Here is a 16,843-nt window from a genome sequence, read left to right as displayed (position 1 = left end):
CCCGTCAGCGCTTCCGCACCCGGAAGAGCGGGGTTCTCCCCCGGAGCGGCACACCTCCGATCCCCCGGACCGGACGTGGCCGCGCGCGCCCTCACGGCTCCTCCCAGTACCGCGGATGCACGAGCGTCGACGGCTCCTGACCCCGCAGCCGTCGGCCCTCCGCATACCGGGCCGCCCGCGCCAGCTCCCCCTCTGTGAGGAACCGGAGTTCCGGCGGGCGTGGAGGCAGGTGAAGGGCCGGAGGTCTCACGCCCGGTCGGGCGAGGACGAAGCCCCAGTCGGGGCGGCCCTGCGCAGCGTCCGTCGTGCGGTCCGGGCCCGCCGCGAAGCCGGAGAGACGCCCGCTGACGCGGTACGGGCGCGTCCGCAGGCCAGCCGCTCTCATGGACGCCTCGACCGTCCAGAACGTCCGGGGCCGGACGACGGGCGGGCCCGCGTGCACCACCAGCCGTCCGCCCGCCGCGAGGGCTTCGGTGACCAGGCCGTAGAACTCCGCCGAGTACAGCTTCGTGCTCGCCGTGATCCCGGGGTCCGGCAGGTCGGAGATCACCACGTCGTAGCCGCCGTGCGACGCCTCCCGCAGCCAGGTGAACGCGTCCGCGGTGACGGCGGTCAGCCGCGGATCGCGGTACGCGTGCGCGTTCAGCGCGGAGAGTGCGGGGTCGGTACGGGCCAGTCGGGTGACGCCGCGGTCGAGCTCGACGACCGTGACGCTCCGTACGTCCGGGTAGCGCAGCACCTCGCGGGCGGCCAGGCCGTCGCCGCCGCCCAGGATCAGCACCCGGGCATGGCGCCCGTTCATCGCCGGATGGACCAGCGCCTCGTGGTACCGGTACTCGTCACGGGCGCTGACCCGCAGCCGCCCGTCCAGGAAAAGATCCAGGGAGCTGCGACCGGCCCCGGTGAGGACGACCTCCTGCACGTCGGTCTGCACGGCGACCCGCACCCGGTCCCCGTACACCGCACGCCGGGCCACCCGCTCGAAGTCGTCGACGAGCACCGTGGCGGCGGCCAGCAGGGCGATCACCGTCACGTTGGCGACGATCAGCAGCCACCGGGACCGCCGGGTCAGGTCCAGCCGGAACACCCACAGCACCAGCGCCCCGCCCGCCGCCGCGTTGACCGTGCCGGTGACCAGCGCCCCGGTGAGCTGGCCGAGGTCCGGCAGCAGGAGGAAGGGGAACGCCAGTCCGCCGACCAGCGCACCCACGTAGTCGGCGGCGAACAGATCCGCGACCGCCCCGCCCGCGTCCTGCCGGTCGACGCGCTGGATCAGCGTCATCAGCAGCGGGATCTCCGCGCCGATCAGGATGCCTATGGCGAGCGAGAACCCGACCAGTGCGAAACGTGACTCCCCCATCCACGCGAACGACGCGTAGAGCACGAGCGCCGAGCAGCCGCCGATCAGTGCGAGACCCGCCTCGATCAGCCCGAAACCCACGGCGGCATGGCTGCGTAAACGTTTCGCGAGCAGCGAGCCGACCCCCATCGCGAAGACCATCACGGAGAGTACGACGGAAGTCTGGGTGACGGAATCGCCGGTCAAGTAGGAGGCGAGAGCGACCAGTTCGAGTTCGTAGACCAGCCCGCAGGCGGCGCAGACGAAAACTGTGGCCAGCACGAGGAACCGACCGGTCCGCGGTCGTACGGGAAGACGCGGCGCACCCCCTCGCAACGACACCTGCACCTGCTGGTCGATCATGATGCGAACGCTACGTCACGATGACGTCGCCGCTTGTCACCCACAAGGGTGCAAGTGCCGTGCACGCAACCGAGTTGAGGCGATTCAGGGCGCCACCACCGGCATCCGCACTCCCACTCGGGTGCGGGTCACCACCAACTGCCCCTCCTGCGGGTACGCGTGCCAGGTGCGCCACCGGACCTGGCCCTCCGACCGCTGCGCGAGCATGGCGGTGAAGGCGTGCGGGCTGCCGGGGAACGTACCTGCGAGGCCGTGCGGATGGTCGGTCACCAGCGCGAGGATCTCCTGCGCACGCCCGGCGAAGGAGCCCGCGGAGAGCGTCTCGACGCGCGCCGCGAATTCGTACTCCCAGTCACCGAGTCGTTCGGCGACGCCGAGCGGCAGCGGCGGGGAGCTGCCGGGGATACAGGCGACCGTTTCGGAACAGGTACCGCCGTCCTCTTCGAGAAGCACCTGGTGGGAGGCGCCGAGCAGACGCAGCTGCAATCGGGCCCCGTCGAGCTCGAGGTCGAGCACGGCCAGGGCTGGGAGCGGTTCACGCCCCAGCGCCCAGGCCAGGTCGGCGGCACGGGTGTCGGAATAGGCCGTCTGGAGGGTCGTGAGCATGGGTCGGCTCCGCAAAACACGCATGGATACATGGACAGGGGACGCCCCCCGTAACGACGCACGTGGGGGTGGGGAGCGCCCGATCAGGTCCAACTGGGGTCCGAGGGCTGAATGTTCTCTCCAACGAGGGAATCATGAAGTACGCCGCGTCCACAGCGTTTTTGCCCAACTTGACGCGGTTTCCATCCCCTCGGGGGCCCGACGGTTCAACTGTTCACCGCAAACGCGCTGCGCGGCCCAACAAAAAGGTGCCCGGCGGGAGTTCACCCGCCGGGCACCTTCACCACGCGGACCAGCTGCCCCGTGTCAGCTGCCTCCGCCGCATCCGCCCCCGCCGCCGCACGAAGAGCCGCCGCCGCACGAGGAGCCCCCGCCGCACGAGTGGCCGCCGGAGTGGCCGCCGCTTCCGCAGGACGAGCCACCGCCAGCGCCGTCGCCGGCCGCCCACCAGCCGCCACCGGCGGCCGCGCCACTGCCCGCGTCACTGCCCGCGCGGCGCCGCCCGCTGCGCACCCGGCCCGACCTCCGGTTGGCCGCCACCGCCAGCAGCAACACCACGACGAACCCGACGACCACGACCCCGATCAGCACATCAGGAGAAATCCTCATCGACCTCACGCCCCTTCCGTCCCCCGAAGCGAGGTCCCCCGCTTCACACCGCCTCTCGCGTGAGTGGAGGATGCCCTCGGCCCCGCGGAGCCAAAGCGGACTTGAGCAACTCCAGAGCTTCGGCCCAGGATGGCGGGCATGACACAGGGACGACCGCTGCTCAACCGCCGCCTCGCCGAGTTCGGCACGACGATCTTCGCGGAGATGTCGGCGCTGGCCGTACGGACCGGCTCCATCAACCTCGGCCAGGGCTTCCCCGACACCGACGGCCCCGAAGTGATCCGGGAGGCCGCGGTCCGCGCGCTGCGCGCCGGGCACGGCAACCAGTACCCGCCGGGCCCCGGCGTCCCGGAACTGCGCACCGCGATCGCCGACCACCAGCAGCGGAGGTACGGACTCGCGTACGACCCCGACTCCGAGGTCCTCGTCACGGCGGGCGCCACCGAGGCCATCGCCGCCGCCCTGCTCGCCCTGGTGGAAGCCGGCGACGAGGTCATCGCCCTGGAGCCGTACTACGACTCCTATGCCGCCTGCATCGCCATGGCCGGCGGCACCCGCGTCCCGGTCACCCTGCACCCGGACGCGGACAACGGTACGTACCGGCTCGACCTCGACGAGCTGCGCGCCGCCGTCACCTCCCGCACCCGGCTGATCCTCCTCAACACCCCGCACAATCCGACCGGCACCGTCCTGACCCGCGAGGAGCTGGCGGCGATCGCCGCACTCGCCTGCGAGCGGGACCTCCTCGTCGTCACCGACGAGGTGTACGAGCATCTGGTCTTCGAGGGCACCCACCTGCCGATCGCGGGCTTCCCGGGCATGCGCGAGCGGACCGTGACCATCGGCTCCGCGGGCAAGACCTTCTCCTTCACCGGGTGGAAGGTCGGCTGGGTTACCGGCGCCCCCGATCTCGTCGCCGCAGTCCGCTCGGCCAAACAGTTCCTGACGTATGTCGCCTCCGGGCCCTTCCAATACGCCGTGGCCGAGGCCCTGCGCCTGCCCGACTCGTACTTCGTGGACTTCCGCGCGGACATGCTGGCCAAACGGGACCTGCTCGCGGGCGGCCTGGAGCGGGCGGGCTTCAAGGTCTTCCGCCCGGCCGGCACGTACTTCATCACCACCGACATCCGGCCCCTTGGTGAGAGCGACGGTTTCACCTTCTGCCGTGCGCTGCCGGAGCGCTGCGGGGTGGTCGCGATCCCCAACGCGGTCTTCTACGACCACCGTCAGCAGGGCGCACCCTTTGTCCGCTTCGCGTTCTGCAAGCGGACAGGCGTGCTGGAGGAGGCGGCCTCCCGACTCAAGGCGCTGGCCGCCTAACAGCCACAGCCGTACCAGCAAATGTACCGGCCACACGGCCTGGTTGCTCCGAGCCGCCGCGAACCCGCACTCGACTGCCGCCTGGTCGACCGGGACACCGGTGATCGGCAGTCATATCACGCAGCCCGCCTGTCGGCGGACACGCTTCCATCAGCGATCAACCGGCGCCGCTAGGCCCGGTGACAGCGCCCCCGGATCATGCAGGACAGGGGCAGCAAAGAGTCATACCGGCCCCGAAGGACACGAACCCGAGCTGGACTCTACGAAGAAGGTGATGTGCGGGCAGTAGCCCTCCTCGGCCAGCCAGACGCGGGCCCGGCCGCGCTGTCGCTCATCGCGGAACCGGTGGTACCGGCTCCAGGAGCGCTCGTCACCAGCGAGGACGTCCTTGAAGCGCCGGAAGGCGCCCCGCCCACCGATGGCGATCCGCAGCCTGTCGGCAAGGGCGGCGTCCTCGACCTCTTCGATGAACAGCTCCATGTCCCGGTAACCGGCCCGGGACCCCAGAGCCGGAACGTACAGCCATCGCTCGGGATCGTCGTCCTCCTCGGCCTCGGGCCCAGGCCCCAGCTCATCGGTGAACGCAGGCCGGCACTCCCCGGTGGACAGATCGATCCGGCCACCGGACTCGGCCGGGTCGCCCTCCAGCAGCATGGCGAGCATCTCCAGATCGACCGCGAGCGGGCGCAGGAGGGGGATCGCCACGTCTCCCGTGGCCGCGCGCAACCGGTCCGCCAGCTCCTCATCGCCCCGGAAGCCGCGCTCCTGGAGCGCGCCGAGAAACAAGGCCGCCATCTCCGCAGCCCCCGGCAGGCCCTGCGCCGCGGCCCCGGCCACACCATCGCCGGCCAGCTGCAGCACCTCACGCACGGGTCCACGACGCAACGCAGCCCACACGCCGCCTCGAACTCCTCCTCGGCCTCAGGTTCGAACAGCATCCGCATGAAATCTCGTCCACCTGTCTGCAGCAGTCGTTGCCGTGCCACGCTATCGCCGAACCGGGGCCGGCAACTCGGCCGAGGACGAGCGGGCCCGCTACCTCAGGGCAGTACGTGGTGGTTGTCGCCCGCAGCAAACGCGGCTTCGAACCTCCTTGCGGCGAACCGGACTTCGTCGCACGGACTCACTGCACAGAACGGCACGCCCCTCCTGGCCGGTCCCGATCGACGAAAGGCCAGGCCATCCCGGCCGGCTGCCCCGACCAGGAACGACCACGTCCGGCGACGGCGGTGCCGACGGCACGGGCCTGGCCAGCGGGGAGTCCCTCGTCAGCGGGCGTCCGCCTCGGGATCCGGGCGCGGGAGTTCGTCGAGGTCGAGGGAGAAGGTGCGGCCGTCGGCCAGGGGGATGGGGAGCTTGCCCGTGCCGTACTTGTGGGTGTGTGCGGCGATGTAACCGGTGGCGGTCGGCTGGGTGTGAAGGACGACTTCCTGGGCGTAGGGGTCCACGACCAGGTAGATCGGGATTCCGTAGCGGCCGTACTTCGCGGTGCAGTCGTCGTAGTCCTTGCGTGCGGAAGAGGTCGAGACGACCTCGGAGATCAGCAGGACGTCCTCGAAGCTGTAGCGCTTGCCTTCCTTGCGTGCGTCCTCGCGCAGGATCGCGAGGTCGGGGGCGGAGTTCTCGTCGGCGGGGAAGTCGATGTAGACGTCGGAGGTGACCTTCGCGTGACGGCCGAGGGCAAGAGCGGAGTCGATCTGCATCGACCTGATGGTGCTGGAGTGCTCTTCGCTCTGCGGGGTCATGATCACCTTTCCGTCGGCCCCGAACAGGACCGTGTACCCCTTGGGGAACTCGGTGTGCACGATCGCGTCGACGCTCATGGACGGCTCCTTCCCGTGTGTGGTCAGGATACGACGGACAGTGCCGCGTCACCGAGCCCGTCGGTACGGCCGGCAGACCGGTCCGGACAGGCTGGGCGGCCCGCTCACCGCCGGTGCCGGAGATCCGCAGCGGGGCCTGTCGCACGACATAGGAACAGGTAGGCCAACGAGGTGTCGGCTGGGTTACCGACGCCCCCGAGCTCATTGCCGCCGTCCGCTCGGCGAAGCAGTTCCTGACCTATGTCGCCTCCGGCCCCTTCCAATACGCCGTCGCTGAGGCCCTGCGGCTGCCCGACGCGTACTTCACCGCCTTCCGCAAGGACCTGCGGGCCAAGCGGGACCTCTTGAGCGCGGCACTCGCCGACGCCGGCTTCCGGGTCTTCCGGCCGGCCGGGACGTACTTCATCACGACCGACATCCGCCCGCTCGGCGAGAGCGACGGCGCCGCCTTCTGCCGCTCCCTCCCGCAGCGCGCAGGCGTGGTCGCGATCCCCAACGCGGTCTTCTACGACCACACGGAGGCGGGTGCCCCCTATGTTCGGTTCGCATTCTGCAAACGCACCGAGGTGCTGGTGGACGCGGCGGAACGGCTCCGCACGGCATTCGCGCACTGACCGCCGTCCTACGGGGCCGGTCGTTGCATTCCTCCGCGCGGGTTCGACTTCATCGTCGGCGCTGAGCTCCGACCTTGGTCGCGGACCTGCGCAGCCGCTTGGCCAGCACCTTGTCCCGGGCCCTCAGCTGTTGCCCTGCCGCTTCCAGGACGGCCCCGGTGGCGGGGTGGTCGCAGCGCCACAGATCGTCGGCGGCCTGCTCCAGGAGGGGCAGCACCAAGTCCTCCTCCTGGTCCAGAAACACGGCAAGCGCCTCGTCCGCTACGCCCAGCGGGCCCCACAGGTGGTCCACGAGCCCCCATAGCTGGAGTTCCCGACCGTGACCCTCAGGGATCTCACCGCGGCCGACCAGCGCGATCGCCGCGGTCTCGGCGCAGCCAGGGACCTGGGAGGCCGCGGCTTTGCGCAGGACGGCGAGCGCTCTGGGCTCATCGAGTTCTGCGAGCACCGGCGCGGCGGCCAGGCGGCGGAGGGCCGCATCGGCTTCCAACCCGGCGCAGGCGTCGATGAGCTGGACAGCGGACGGGCCCTGGCCCCGATGGCTGATCCATCCGGTGATCTCGGAGTGGGCGGCGTCCTGGTCATAGTCGAGCAGGGCGTCCAGCAGCGTCGGGGCGTCGACATCGGCCAGTTCGCCGATCAGTGGAGCGTGGAATCCCTCGGCGAGCAGGTACTCGCGCAGTCCGTGGCGTCCCAGTGGCGTGAGCCTGAGCCGCGCCCCGGCCGGCGGAGTGCCGTCGCTGTCCTCGGTGCTCGCCTCGTCGCCGAGACTGTCGAGAAGAAGAAGAATGTGATCGCGCTGCCGGCTCGTCTCCGGGCCGGTCTCGACCTCCGCTGCCCGGTACTCGGCGAGGACAGGGGCCGCCTGGTCGAGGATCTGCAGGAGGAGCAGCTCGATCAGTCGCGCCTCCTGCTTCGGGAGGCCCTCGCGGAGTGCGCCGACGAGCAGCACCGTGTCCAGCCATTCGCCGTCGGGAACCTCGTACAGTGCCCGCAGGACCACCGCTGCCAAGCCGTCGCCGTCCTCGGCCTGCATGCCCAGCGCGGCCAGCAGCATCGGAGGCAGACCGAGATTCCCGAGATCGTTCAGGGCGTCGAGTTCGTCCTCGAGTGCCTGGCACCAGATCTTCAACACTCCCTCGTCTCCCGCGGTGGCAGGCAGGCCAGCACCGGGACGGGCGGTGCCTGCGCTGATCTTCACCAGGTCCGTGTACAGAGCGAGCTGCCAGGGGCCGTCCAGGCACGGCAGGTCGCCGGAGCTGCGCAGGCGGGCCAGCCGCTTGTCGCGCTCTGCGGGCCGGAGTGCGCTCAGTTCGTCGTCCTGGGCCCACAGCTCGAGTTCTTCGACAGCCAGGCGGCCCAGTGCGGGCTTGAGCATGCCCCTGGACGTGACGGCTCGTCCGCCCTGACACCAGTGGGCCAGGCGGAGCGCGGAGGCGATCAGCGTCACCTGCCGGGCGGCGGCGGCGAGCTCCGCGCGCGGTGCCAGGGAGACGGGTCGCACCGGGACGAACTCCATGTCCAGGTTCTCGTCGTCGTGGACCTCACCGCAGGAGCAGTGCCGCCCGCTGGAGGCGGCTTCAGCCGGCCCTGGTGCCGGGGTGGCCGTGGGCGACCGCGGGTCCAGTCCGGCCAGTTCCTGGTCCAGGGCGTCGCGGTCGAAGCGGACGGGGTCGAACCCCTCCTCGCGCAAGGTTTCGACCAGGTCGGTCCACGGTTCGGGGGCCGGTGCACCACGGTCCGCGACGGCGTCGAGTACGGTTTGCAGCCCCCAGGCGCCGCCGATGTCCTCGGCGTAGGGCATGGCGCGGCGCCCACCGGTGCAGCGGACGCGTCGGTGAGGGGTGGACGCGGGGAGGGTCTTCTCCAGGGTGATCTGGTGCCGCCAGTCGTCGCCGAAGTCGTAGGTGTACTCCAGCCGACCGCTTTCGTAGGGCAGTACCTCAGCCACGGTCACGGACTCCTCGTCGGCGTCGCGGAAAGGATCGCGGTCCAACGGTCCGTCGAAGTCGACGAATTGGCGGCCGGAGGCAGGTTCGGTGAAGAAATGCAGGTGCGAGTCGTCCCAGCCGAAGCACGTCTGGATGATGTCGTGCAGGCAGCCGAGCGAGGTGTCGGCGGGCAGGGTAACCCGGCGCCAGATCGGCGGGCTGGTGTCTCGCAGGGCGATCTTCAACTGGTAGGTCGGCACGGGCTCGGTGGTCACGGCGAAGGTTTCCTTCAAGGCGGAGACGGATTCCGGCACCGGTAAGGGGCTGCGACCGCAAAGGTGTCGCAGCCGTCCCTGGTGGGTGCCGGTGACATCTTTCCGCACTGCGCCGAGTGGGCGAAGCACTTCTGGCACGCGCTGTCCGTCTGCGCGGATAGCCTTGGCCCATCGAGGGCTCGCGGACTACCCGCGCCCTCCCGAACAGTTGCAGGAGCCTGTGCCAGGAGTGGGCGTGATGGCGAAGGTATACCCGTCGGCAGAACCCGAGTCGGCGGCTCCAGACCGGGAACGGATGTTCGCTTGGTTGCCGAAGCTCGCCCTGGGCGAGGCGGTGTTCCTTCCCGCGGACCCGCCCCGGATGGGACGGATGGCGTTCTGGACACCCGGGAGTGAGCCGCCGGACCTCGGGGTGGAACCCGAGGAACTCACCGTGGTTCGCCCGCACGGTTCGTCCGTGCGCCGGGCGCGGGTGGTCGCCGTGCTGCTGCCGGTTGAGCAGGCACTGCCGCTGCTGACCCGCTGCCGGGTACTCGGTGCGGACGGCAGCGGGCGGGCGTCGGCCGGTACCGCGTTCTGGGGCACAGCGGCCCTGCTGGGATTGCGTCTGCTCGCCCGGGGCCGGATGCTGCCCGGGGTGTCGCCAGAAGGATTTGACGCGTGGCGGGTCGGCCCGCTGGACACCGAGGACCACGAGCGACTGGCTTCCCTGGCCGCCGCCATGCCTCCCTGGGCCCGCGCGGTCGCGGTCCCCGGAGTCTCCCCCCTTGCGCTTCCGGCGGCCGAGCCGCTGCTGCGGGCCTTCCTGGACGCCGTGGCCGATTCCCTCGCCCGCCCTCCCACCGCCCGCCAGGTGACCGGCGGACCGGCGTTCGCGGTCCGGGCTCCGCAGTCCGTGCCCGAGCAGCGAGGCTGGGCGGCAGAAGTCGCCGCCGGTCGCGACGCAGGCCTGGCGGTGTCGCTGCGGCTGGAACTGGGCCGCGCGGACTCCTTCCGGGCCGTGGTCCAATTGCGCAGCCTGGCCGATCCCACGGTGCTCGCCGACGCCGCGGACCTGTGGTCCGGCAGGGCCACCACTCCCGAGCTGTTCGGCCCACGGGCCAAGGTGGACACACTGCTGACGCTGCGCCGGGCCGCCCGCGCCTGGCCTCCGGCCGGACGGATGCTGGACTCCGCCGCCCCGGCCGGTCTGGAGCTGTCCGACGAGGAGGCCCAGTCTCTGCTGGGCGACGCGGCCGAAAGCCTTGCCACCGCCGGCGTCGCCGTGCACTGGCCCAAGGAGCTGGTACGCGAGCTGACCGCCTCCGGCGTCCTGGAACCCGTACGTCGCCAGGGGACGCAGTCCTCGGCCGAGTCCTTCCTGTCCTCCGGCGGCTTGCTGGACTTCCGCTGGCGGGTCGCCCTCGGGGACCGGGAACTCACCGAGGAGGAGCTGGAACGGCTGGTCCAGGCGCACCGGCCGATCGTGCGGCTGCGCGACCAGTGGGTGGTCGTGGACCCGGAGCTGGTCCGCCGACTGCGACGGGCCGCGCAGTCCAGGACGACCTCGCTCACCGCGATCGACGCCCTGGGTGCCGCGCTGACCGGCAGCGTCGAGGTGGACGGCGAACAGGTGGCGGTCACTGCGAGCGGCGTACTGGAGGAGCTGCGCTCCCGGATCGCCGACCCCGAGGCCCGCGCCGCGCGCGAGCCTCAGGGGCCGCCGAAAGCCCTGGCCGCGACCCTGCGTGACTACCAGCTGCGCGGCCTGAACTGGCTGCACCGGATGACCTCGCTCGGCCTGGGCGGCTGCCTCGCCGACGACATGGGCCTGGGCAAGACCGTCACTCTGATCGCTCTCCACCTGCGTCGCCAGGAACAGAAAGCCACCGCCGGCCCCACCCTGGTGGTCTGCCCCGCCTCGCTGCTCGGCAACTGGGAGCGCGAGATTCAGCGCTTCGCACCGGCGACCCCGGTGCGCCGCTTCCACGGCCCCGGCCGCGACCTGGCCGGCCTCGACGGCGGTGCGGACGGCGGCTTCGTCCTGACCACGTACGGGACCATGCGCCGCGACGCCGAACGCCTCACCGGGCAGCCCTGGGGACTGCTCGTCGCCGACGAGGCCCAGCACGTCAAGAACCCGCACGCGCTCACCGCCCAGGCCCTGCGCCAGATCCCCTCGCGGGGGCGGGTCGCGCTGACCGGCACCCCGGTCGAGAACAACCTGTCCGAACTGTGGTCACTGCTCGACTGGACCACCCCCGGCCTGCTCGGCACGCTCACCTCCTTCCGTGACCGCTACGCCACGGCCGTCGAGGGCGACCGCGACGAACAGGCCGCCCGGCGGCTCGCCGCGCTGGTCCGCCCTTTCCTGCTGCGCCGACGCAAGTCCGACCCCGGCATCGCGCCCGAACTGCCACCCAAGACCGAGACCGACCAGCCGGTGTCCCTGACGAAGGAACAGGTCTCGCTGTACGAGGCGCTGGTACGCGAACTCATGGCCGAGATCGGGGAAAGGCAGGGCATCGCCCGGCGCGGCCTGGTGATGAAGCTCCTCACCGGCCTGAAACAGGTCTGCAACCATCCCGCGCAGTTCCTGAAGGAACCCGCGGGCGCCAAGCTTCCGGGCCGCTCGGGGAAACTGGAACTCCTGGACGAACTCCTGGACACCGTCCTGGCCGAGGACGGGTCGGCCCTGGTCTTCACCCAGTACGTGGCCATGGGCGCGCTGATCGAGCGCCACCTGGCCGACCGCGGCGTGGACACCCTGTTCCTGCACGGAGGCACCACGGTCAAACGCCGCGAGGAGATGGTCGACGCCTTCCAGACCGGCGAGAAGAAGGTGTTCCTGCTGTCCCTCAAAGCCGCCGGGACGGGTCTGAACCTGACCCGGGCCGGACACGTCATCCACTACGACCGCTGGTGGAACCCGGCCGTGGAGGACCAGGCCACCGACCGTGCCTACCGGATCGGACAGACCCAGCCGGTCCAGGTACACAAGCTGATCGCCGAGGGCACCGTGGAGGACCGGGTCGCCGAAATGCTCCGCCAGAAGCGGGAACTGGCCGACTCGGTGCTCGGCTCGGGCGAGGCGGCCTTCAGCGAACTGAGCGACAGCGAACTGGCCGAACTGGTCACACTGCGAAGGACGGGACGATGACCAGGCGTAACAGGCCGGGCAAGTCGGCCGCCCGTACCTTCGAGGCACTCCCGCCCGCCAAGGGCAGCCGCGCGCCCTTCGCCGAGTCCTGGTGGGGCCGCGAATGGCTGCGCTCCCTGGAGGAGTCCTCCCTGGACTCCGGCCGCCTTTCGCGCGGCCGGACCTACGCGCGCGGCGGCGCGGTCGGACCGGTCACCGTCGCCCCCGGCTCAGCCGCCGCCCCGGTACAGGGCAGCCGCCGCACCCCGTACCGCTCCACGGTCCAGGTCGAGCAGCTGACGGACCGGCAGTGGGACCAGCTGCTCGACATGATCGCCGAGCGGGCCGCCAACATCGCCGCACTGCTGGACGGCGAGATGCCCGCCGAGCTCGCCGACGACGCCGCAGCCGCCGGCGTCCCGCTGCTGCCCGGCCCCCGGGACCTCGACCCCGAGTGCAGCTGCCCCGACTGGGGCTACCCCTGCAAACACGCCGCCGCCCTCTGCTACCAGGTCGCCCGACTCCTGGACCGCGACCCCTTCGTGCTGCTGCTCCTGCGGGGTCGCAGCGAGCGGGAGCTGATGGACGAGCTCGGCCGCCGCAACACCGCCCGCGCCTCCGCCGAAGCCGCCGCGTCCGCAGCGACCGCAGGCGCAAGCCCGGCCGCGCTCCCGGCCCGGCCCGGTGATCCAGCCGGGCCCGCCTTCGCCTCCCGTACCGCGCTACCGCCCCTGCCCGGCCCCCCGCCGCTCCCCGATCGGCCCGGCCACGGCCCGGCACTGGTGGATTCCGCCGTCCCGGAGCCCGGTCTGGACCCGGCCGCTCTGGAACTGCTCGCCGCCGACACCGCGACGCGTGCCTACCACCTCCTCGCCGGAGCTCTCGGCGCGCGGCACGCCGACACCGCCCCACCCGCCCCGCTCACCGAATGGCAGGACGCCGTCCGCCTCGCCGCCACTCACCCCACCACGGACGTCTTCGCCAGGCTCGCCTCGAACTGCGGCCGCACCCCCGGCGAGCTCGCAGCCGCCACCCGTGCGTGGCGGCACGGCGGCGCGGCAGCCCTGGACGTACTGGAAAGCCCCTGGGACCCGCCCGCCTCGCGCCTGGAGCGTGCCCGCGAGGCGCTGCGCGCGGACTGGGCCGACGGCCGACCACCCCGGCTCCGCTCCTGGCGCAACCGCTGGACCGTCGAGGGCCACGCTGCCCAGCTGCGCCTGGGATGCGATGGACTGTGGTACCCGTACACCAAGGACCAAGGCACTTGGTGGCCGGCCGGACCACCCGACGCCGACCCCGCCGTCGTCCTGACCGCCCTCCTCGCAACCTGACCCGCACCGGATGCACATAGGTGTACGAATAAGGAGTGGGCTGGGTGACCGCGGCCCCGGAGCTGGTGGCGGCGGTCCGCTCGGCGAAGCAGTTCCTGACCTACGTCTCCGCGGGTCCGTTCCAGTACGCGGTCGCCGAGGCGCTGCGCCTGCCCGACAGCTACTTCGACGAGCTGCGCGCGGATCTGCGGGCCAAGCGGGACCTGCTGAGCGCCGGGCTGGCCGAGGCCGGATTCGAGGTCTACCGGCCCGCCGGGACGTACTTCGTCACCACCGACATCCGTCCGCTCGGCGGCGAGACCGACGGATTCGCCTTCTGCCGCGCGCTGCCCGAGCGGTGCGGGGTCGTCGCCATCCCCAACGCGGTGTTCTACGACCACCAGGAGGCGGGCCGCAGCAAGGTCCGGTTCGCCTTCTGCAAACGCCCCGAGGTACTGGTGGACGCTGCGGAACGGCTCCGCAAGGCATTCGCGCACTGACCGCCGTCTTTTCGGGCCGGTTGTCGCACTTCTCGCTGCCTGCCGTACCTCACTCGCCCGGAACTTCGCGCCGGAGGCAGCCTGGTCGCGGCCGTCATTCCGGTGGTTGCCGCACCACAAGGAGCGACGTACAATTTCTTGTACGTCAAAGGAGGGCCGATCGTGAAGACCATGTCGTATTCCGAGTCGCGCGCGCGGTACGCCGAGGTACTCAACTCCGTCACCGACGACCGCGAAGAGGTCGTCATCACCCGGGCCGGACACGACCCGGTCGTCATCGTCTCCCTTGAGGACTACGAGTCCCTGAAGGAGACGGCGTACCTGCTGCGAAGCCCGGCGAACGCCCGGCGCCTGCTCGCATCCATCGACGAGCTGGAGAACGGCGGCGGCACCGTACGCGAGCTGGCGGCCGACGAATAAGGGACGCGGATGAAGATCACCTTCTCCTCCCGCGCCTGGGAGGACTACCTGTGGTGGCAGCTTCAGGACCGGAAGATCGTGAAGCGCATCAATACGCTCATCGCGGACATTGCCCGGAAAGGCAACGAGGGGATCGGCAAACCGGAACCGCTCAAGCACGGATTCCAGGGCTACTGGTCGCGCCGCATCAACGACGAGCACCGACTGATCTACAAGGCCACCGAGGACAGCGTCCTGATCGCGCAGTGCCGCTACCACTATGAGAGCTGACAGGACTCGAACGGATCGAGCACAGCCCCTGCCGTCCGGCGCCGCCCGTCCGGCTCCAGCCTCTTCGGGTCCGAGCCGCGCTTCCCGCTGCCGCCGGCGCACGCCCTGACAAAAACCCGGCCGAGGACGGCGGTCGTGGTGACCGTCGCCCCGGCCGGGCTGTCGTTCGCCTACGGGACGTATCTGCTGACGCCGCCCCGTCGGCGCTGTGAACGGCTGTGCGCTCAGGCGCTCGGCGCGTCCGAGCCGTCGCCCGACTCCTTGTCGGCCGGCTCCAGACCCAGACGCTCCCGCAGCCACTTGTCGAACTCGATCGAGGCCCGCACCCAGCTGACCGTCGACGAGACGAAGTGCTCCAGGCTGACGCCCGTACCGATGAGCATCTGCGCCTCACCGATCAGACGGACCGAGGTCTCGGTGTCCTCGGCGCCCTCCTCGGCCTCGTGGGTGTGGGTGTAGACCTTGGGCCACAGGGTGCGGCGGTTCCAGTCGTCGATCGCGTCGAGGAGGACCGGGCGCTGGTCGGCGGGGTGCGGGCGGTCGTAGAACGTACGCACCGAGAAGACCTGCTGCTCGTCCTCGCCACGGAACATGAAGTACGTGCGGAAGTCCTCCCACGGCGCCGCGAGGTCACCCTCGTCGTCGACGACGTACTTCAGCTCCATCTGGTCGAGAAGCTGCTTGACGAGGTCCTGGTCAGGGACGACGGGGCCCTCCGGTCCTGCCGCCTGCGGTTCGGGCTGGCCCCCGAAATTCGGAATCGAGGACGGATCGATAGACATCGCTGGGTACTCCTGTGGATCGCACGTGGTTTCCTTCCGTCGACCCTAGCGGCGTTTGACGGCCAGTAGTTCTACGCCCTCCGGGGAATCGTCCCCGCATCGGCTTCCCGCGCCCGCGACCAGGCAACGGCGACAGGGATCGCACACAACACTCCGAGGAGTCCGGACGCACCGATGGTGCCCGCCGACGACCCGGACAGCTCCGCTGCCAGACCACCCGTGGCGACACCGATCCCCTGCATGGCGATCAGCCCCGACCTGGCGAGCCCCAGCGCCTGGCCACGCTGGTCGGCCGGGGTCAGGAGTACGAAGGTGGCTCCGGCGGTTATCTGATAGGCGGAGCACACCCCCGACGCCATCAACACGAGCACGGCCACACCTATGCCGGGACCGAGCCAGTAGATGATGAGCGGCAGATTCGCACCGACCGCCAACGGCCCGAGCAGACGGCGCCGCCACTCGTCCCCGACCTGAGCCCGCCCCAGAAGAGATGCACCCAGCACCATTCCCGCCGGATGCGCGGCGAGCAGGAGTCCCACCGAGGAGGCGCCGCCGCCGGCCTCGTCCGCGAAGGGGGCGGCCAGCCCTTCCGGCAGGACGATGAACCCCGCGAGCCACCCCAGCGCGAGCAGCGACCGCAGCCTGCGATCCGACCAGATCAGTGCGGCCGCACTCCCGACCTGAGCGCCGAGCCGCGTCTTGCGCGCGTCGGCACCCGCCGCGGGACGGGCCTTTACGCCGAACCTGACCAGGGTCGCCGAGAGAAGGAAGGTCACCGCGTTCGCACCCAGGGAGACGTGACTGCCCAGCCAGGCGACCAGCACACCCCCACCGGCGAAACCGACCAGCTGTCCGGCCTGGTGAGTGATCAGCATGACTCGCTGGCCCCGCTCGTATCTCTGCTCGCCGAGCACGGTCGGCAGCAGTGCGCCCTGCGCAGCGCCGAAGGGTGCCTCGGCCAGCTGCGCCAGCACCAGCAGCCCGGCCAGCAGCGGCAACGGCGTCCCGGGCAGGGCCATCAGCCCGACCAGCACCGTCCGCACCAGGTCGCATCCGATCATGACCGTACGCCGGGGGAAACGGTCCGCCAGGCCGGACAGGAGCACCCCGGACAGCAGAGCGGGCAAGGTGGTCAGCGCATACGTCGCCGCGGTCCATCCGGGCGAGTCGGTGCGTTCGAACACCAGCAACGACAGGGCCACGCGTGCCAACTGGTCGCCCAGGATCGACTGAGCATAAGCAGCCCAAAGGGTACGGAATTCGCCAAGGTGAAAGAGATTGTCAGATCGGGGCTCTTCAGTCCCCGGATTTATCTCATCGCCTATCCGCTCGTTCATGCGGGCACGCTACCGGCTGCCGAATTCCGCCTCTAATCCTCCTTGTGAGCAGGTCATGATGGGCGACCCGAGGTGTCCTGATTGTTCGCGTGCCCCCGGGCGGGCGTCGCGGGTGCCCGAGCAGGTATCCCTTGTCAGGGGCGGGCGTTGCAGCCCCGGGCGGAGCAGGGTAACGCGATCCCAGCCTGGCCACGGAGCGAAACGTTTGGCTCAATATCGATGTCGA

Annotated in this window: 13 protein-coding genes and 2 pseudogenes; 7 read left to right on the top strand and 8 right to left on the bottom strand. The window is 70.7% G+C overall.

Features of this window, described 5'->3' with window-relative positions:
* Positions 1 to 91 precede the first annotated feature (91 nt).
* The 3 genes from ACGFSA_RS01700 to ACGFSA_RS01690 all read right to left on the bottom strand — a co-directional run bounded on the left by ACGFSA_RS01700 (position 92) and on the right by ACGFSA_RS01690 (position 2,917).
* Positions 92 to 1,702, bottom strand: coding sequence for a polyamine aminopropyltransferase (locus ACGFSA_RS01700; RefSeq protein ID WP_393298090.1), 1,611 nt, complete (start codon positions 1,700 to 1,702; stop codon positions 92 to 94).
* Between the two features lie 84 nt (positions 1,703 to 1,786).
* The gene (locus ACGFSA_RS01695; RefSeq protein ID WP_393298087.1) at positions 1,787 to 2,308 is read right to left on the bottom strand and encodes a DUF2617 family protein; all 522 of its coding nucleotides are present in this window, start codon (positions 2,306 to 2,308) and stop codon (positions 1,787 to 1,789) included.
* A gap of 306 nt (positions 2,309 to 2,614) precedes the next feature.
* Complete coding sequence (locus ACGFSA_RS01690; RefSeq protein ID WP_393298084.1) at positions 2,615 to 2,917, bottom strand: hypothetical protein; 303 nt, start codon at positions 2,915 to 2,917, stop codon at positions 2,615 to 2,617.
* Positions 2,918 to 3,055: 138 nt separating this feature from the next.
* On the opposite strand from ACGFSA_RS01690, the gene ACGFSA_RS01685 reads away from it, so the two are divergent.
* Positions 3,056 to 4,237 (top strand): pyridoxal phosphate-dependent aminotransferase, encoded by a 1,182-nt coding sequence (locus tag ACGFSA_RS01685; protein WP_393298081.1) that lies wholly within the window; start codon positions 3,056 to 3,058, stop codon positions 4,235 to 4,237.
* Positions 4,238 to 4,459: 222 nt separating this feature from the next.
* Here ACGFSA_RS01685 and ACGFSA_RS01680 read toward each other — a convergent pair whose 3' ends face one another.
* Both ACGFSA_RS01680 and ACGFSA_RS01675 read right to left on the bottom strand, forming a co-directional pair.
* Positions 4,460 to 5,107 (bottom strand): UPF0158 family protein, encoded by a 648-nt coding sequence (locus ACGFSA_RS01680; RefSeq protein WP_393298077.1) that lies wholly within the window; start codon positions 5,105 to 5,107, stop codon positions 4,460 to 4,462.
* 398 nt (positions 5,108 to 5,505) lie between these two features.
* Positions 5,506 to 6,060: a Uma2 family endonuclease gene (locus ACGFSA_RS01675; RefSeq protein ID WP_393298075.1), complete on the bottom strand. Its 555-nt coding sequence runs from the start codon at positions 6,058 to 6,060 to the stop codon at positions 5,506 to 5,508.
* Between the two features lie 173 nt (positions 6,061 to 6,233).
* Here ACGFSA_RS01675 and ACGFSA_RS01670 point away from each other — a divergent pair.
* Positions 6,234 to 6,674: pseudogene (locus ACGFSA_RS01670) on the top strand (aminotransferase class I/II-fold pyridoxal phosphate-dependent enzyme); the annotation flags it as partial.
* A gap of 49 nt (positions 6,675 to 6,723) precedes the next feature.
* On the opposite strand, the gene ACGFSA_RS01665 reads toward ACGFSA_RS01670, so the two are convergent.
* On the bottom strand, positions 6,724 to 8,880 hold the full coding sequence (locus ACGFSA_RS01665) for a hypothetical protein (RefSeq protein WP_393298072.1): 2,157 nt from the start codon (positions 8,878 to 8,880) through the stop codon (positions 6,724 to 6,726).
* A gap of 238 nt (positions 8,881 to 9,118) precedes the next feature.
* On the opposite strand from ACGFSA_RS01665, the gene ACGFSA_RS01660 reads away from it, so the two are divergent.
* The 5 genes and pseudogenes from ACGFSA_RS01660 (at position 9,119) to ACGFSA_RS01640 (ending at position 14,498) form a co-directional block, all read left to right on the top strand.
* Complete coding sequence (locus ACGFSA_RS01660; protein WP_393298069.1) at positions 9,119 to 12,019, top strand: DEAD/DEAH box helicase; 2,901 nt, start codon at positions 9,119 to 9,121, stop codon at positions 12,017 to 12,019.
* Positions 12,016 to 13,329 carry an SWIM zinc finger family protein gene (locus ACGFSA_RS01655; protein ID WP_393298066.1) on the top strand — a complete coding sequence of 438 codons (1,314 nt, stop codon included), beginning with the start codon at positions 12,016 to 12,018 and terminating at the stop codon, positions 13,327 to 13,329. Before ACGFSA_RS01660 ends, ACGFSA_RS01655 begins: the two co-directional genes overlap by 4 nt.
* A 35-nt stretch (positions 13,330 to 13,364) precedes the next feature.
* Positions 13,365 to 13,808, top strand: a pseudogene (locus tag ACGFSA_RS01650) (aminotransferase class I/II-fold pyridoxal phosphate-dependent enzyme); the annotation flags it as partial.
* A gap of 162 nt (positions 13,809 to 13,970) precedes the next feature.
* Positions 13,971 to 14,228 carry a type II toxin-antitoxin system Phd/YefM family antitoxin gene (locus tag ACGFSA_RS01645; RefSeq protein ID WP_393298063.1) on the top strand — a complete coding sequence of 86 codons (258 nt, stop codon included), beginning with the start codon at positions 13,971 to 13,973 and terminating at the stop codon, positions 14,226 to 14,228.
* A 9-nt stretch (positions 14,229 to 14,237) separates the two neighbouring features.
* The gene (locus ACGFSA_RS01640) at positions 14,238 to 14,498 is read left to right on the top strand and encodes a Txe/YoeB family addiction module toxin (RefSeq protein ID WP_393298060.1); all 261 of its coding nucleotides are present in this window, start codon (positions 14,238 to 14,240) and stop codon (positions 14,496 to 14,498) included.
* Positions 14,499 to 14,722: 224 nt separating this feature from the next.
* Here ACGFSA_RS01640 and ACGFSA_RS01635 read toward each other — a convergent pair whose 3' ends face one another.
* Positions 14,723 to 15,280, bottom strand: a complete 558-nt coding sequence (locus tag ACGFSA_RS01635; protein ID WP_366693963.1) for a YbjN domain-containing protein — start codon at positions 15,278 to 15,280, stop codon at positions 14,723 to 14,725.
* 71 nt (positions 15,281 to 15,351) lie between these two features.
* The gene (locus tag ACGFSA_RS01630) at positions 15,352 to 16,617 is read right to left on the bottom strand and encodes an MFS transporter (protein WP_393298057.1); all 1,266 of its coding nucleotides are present in this window, start codon (positions 16,615 to 16,617) and stop codon (positions 15,352 to 15,354) included.
* Between the last annotated feature and the right edge of the window lie 226 nt (positions 16,618 to 16,843).

Source organism: Streptomyces sp. NPDC048496 (assembly GCF_043200055.1).
GTDB lineage: Bacteria > Actinomycetota > Actinomycetes > Streptomycetales > Streptomycetaceae > Streptomyces.
This window is presented reverse-complemented; position numbering and strand designations above follow the sequence as displayed.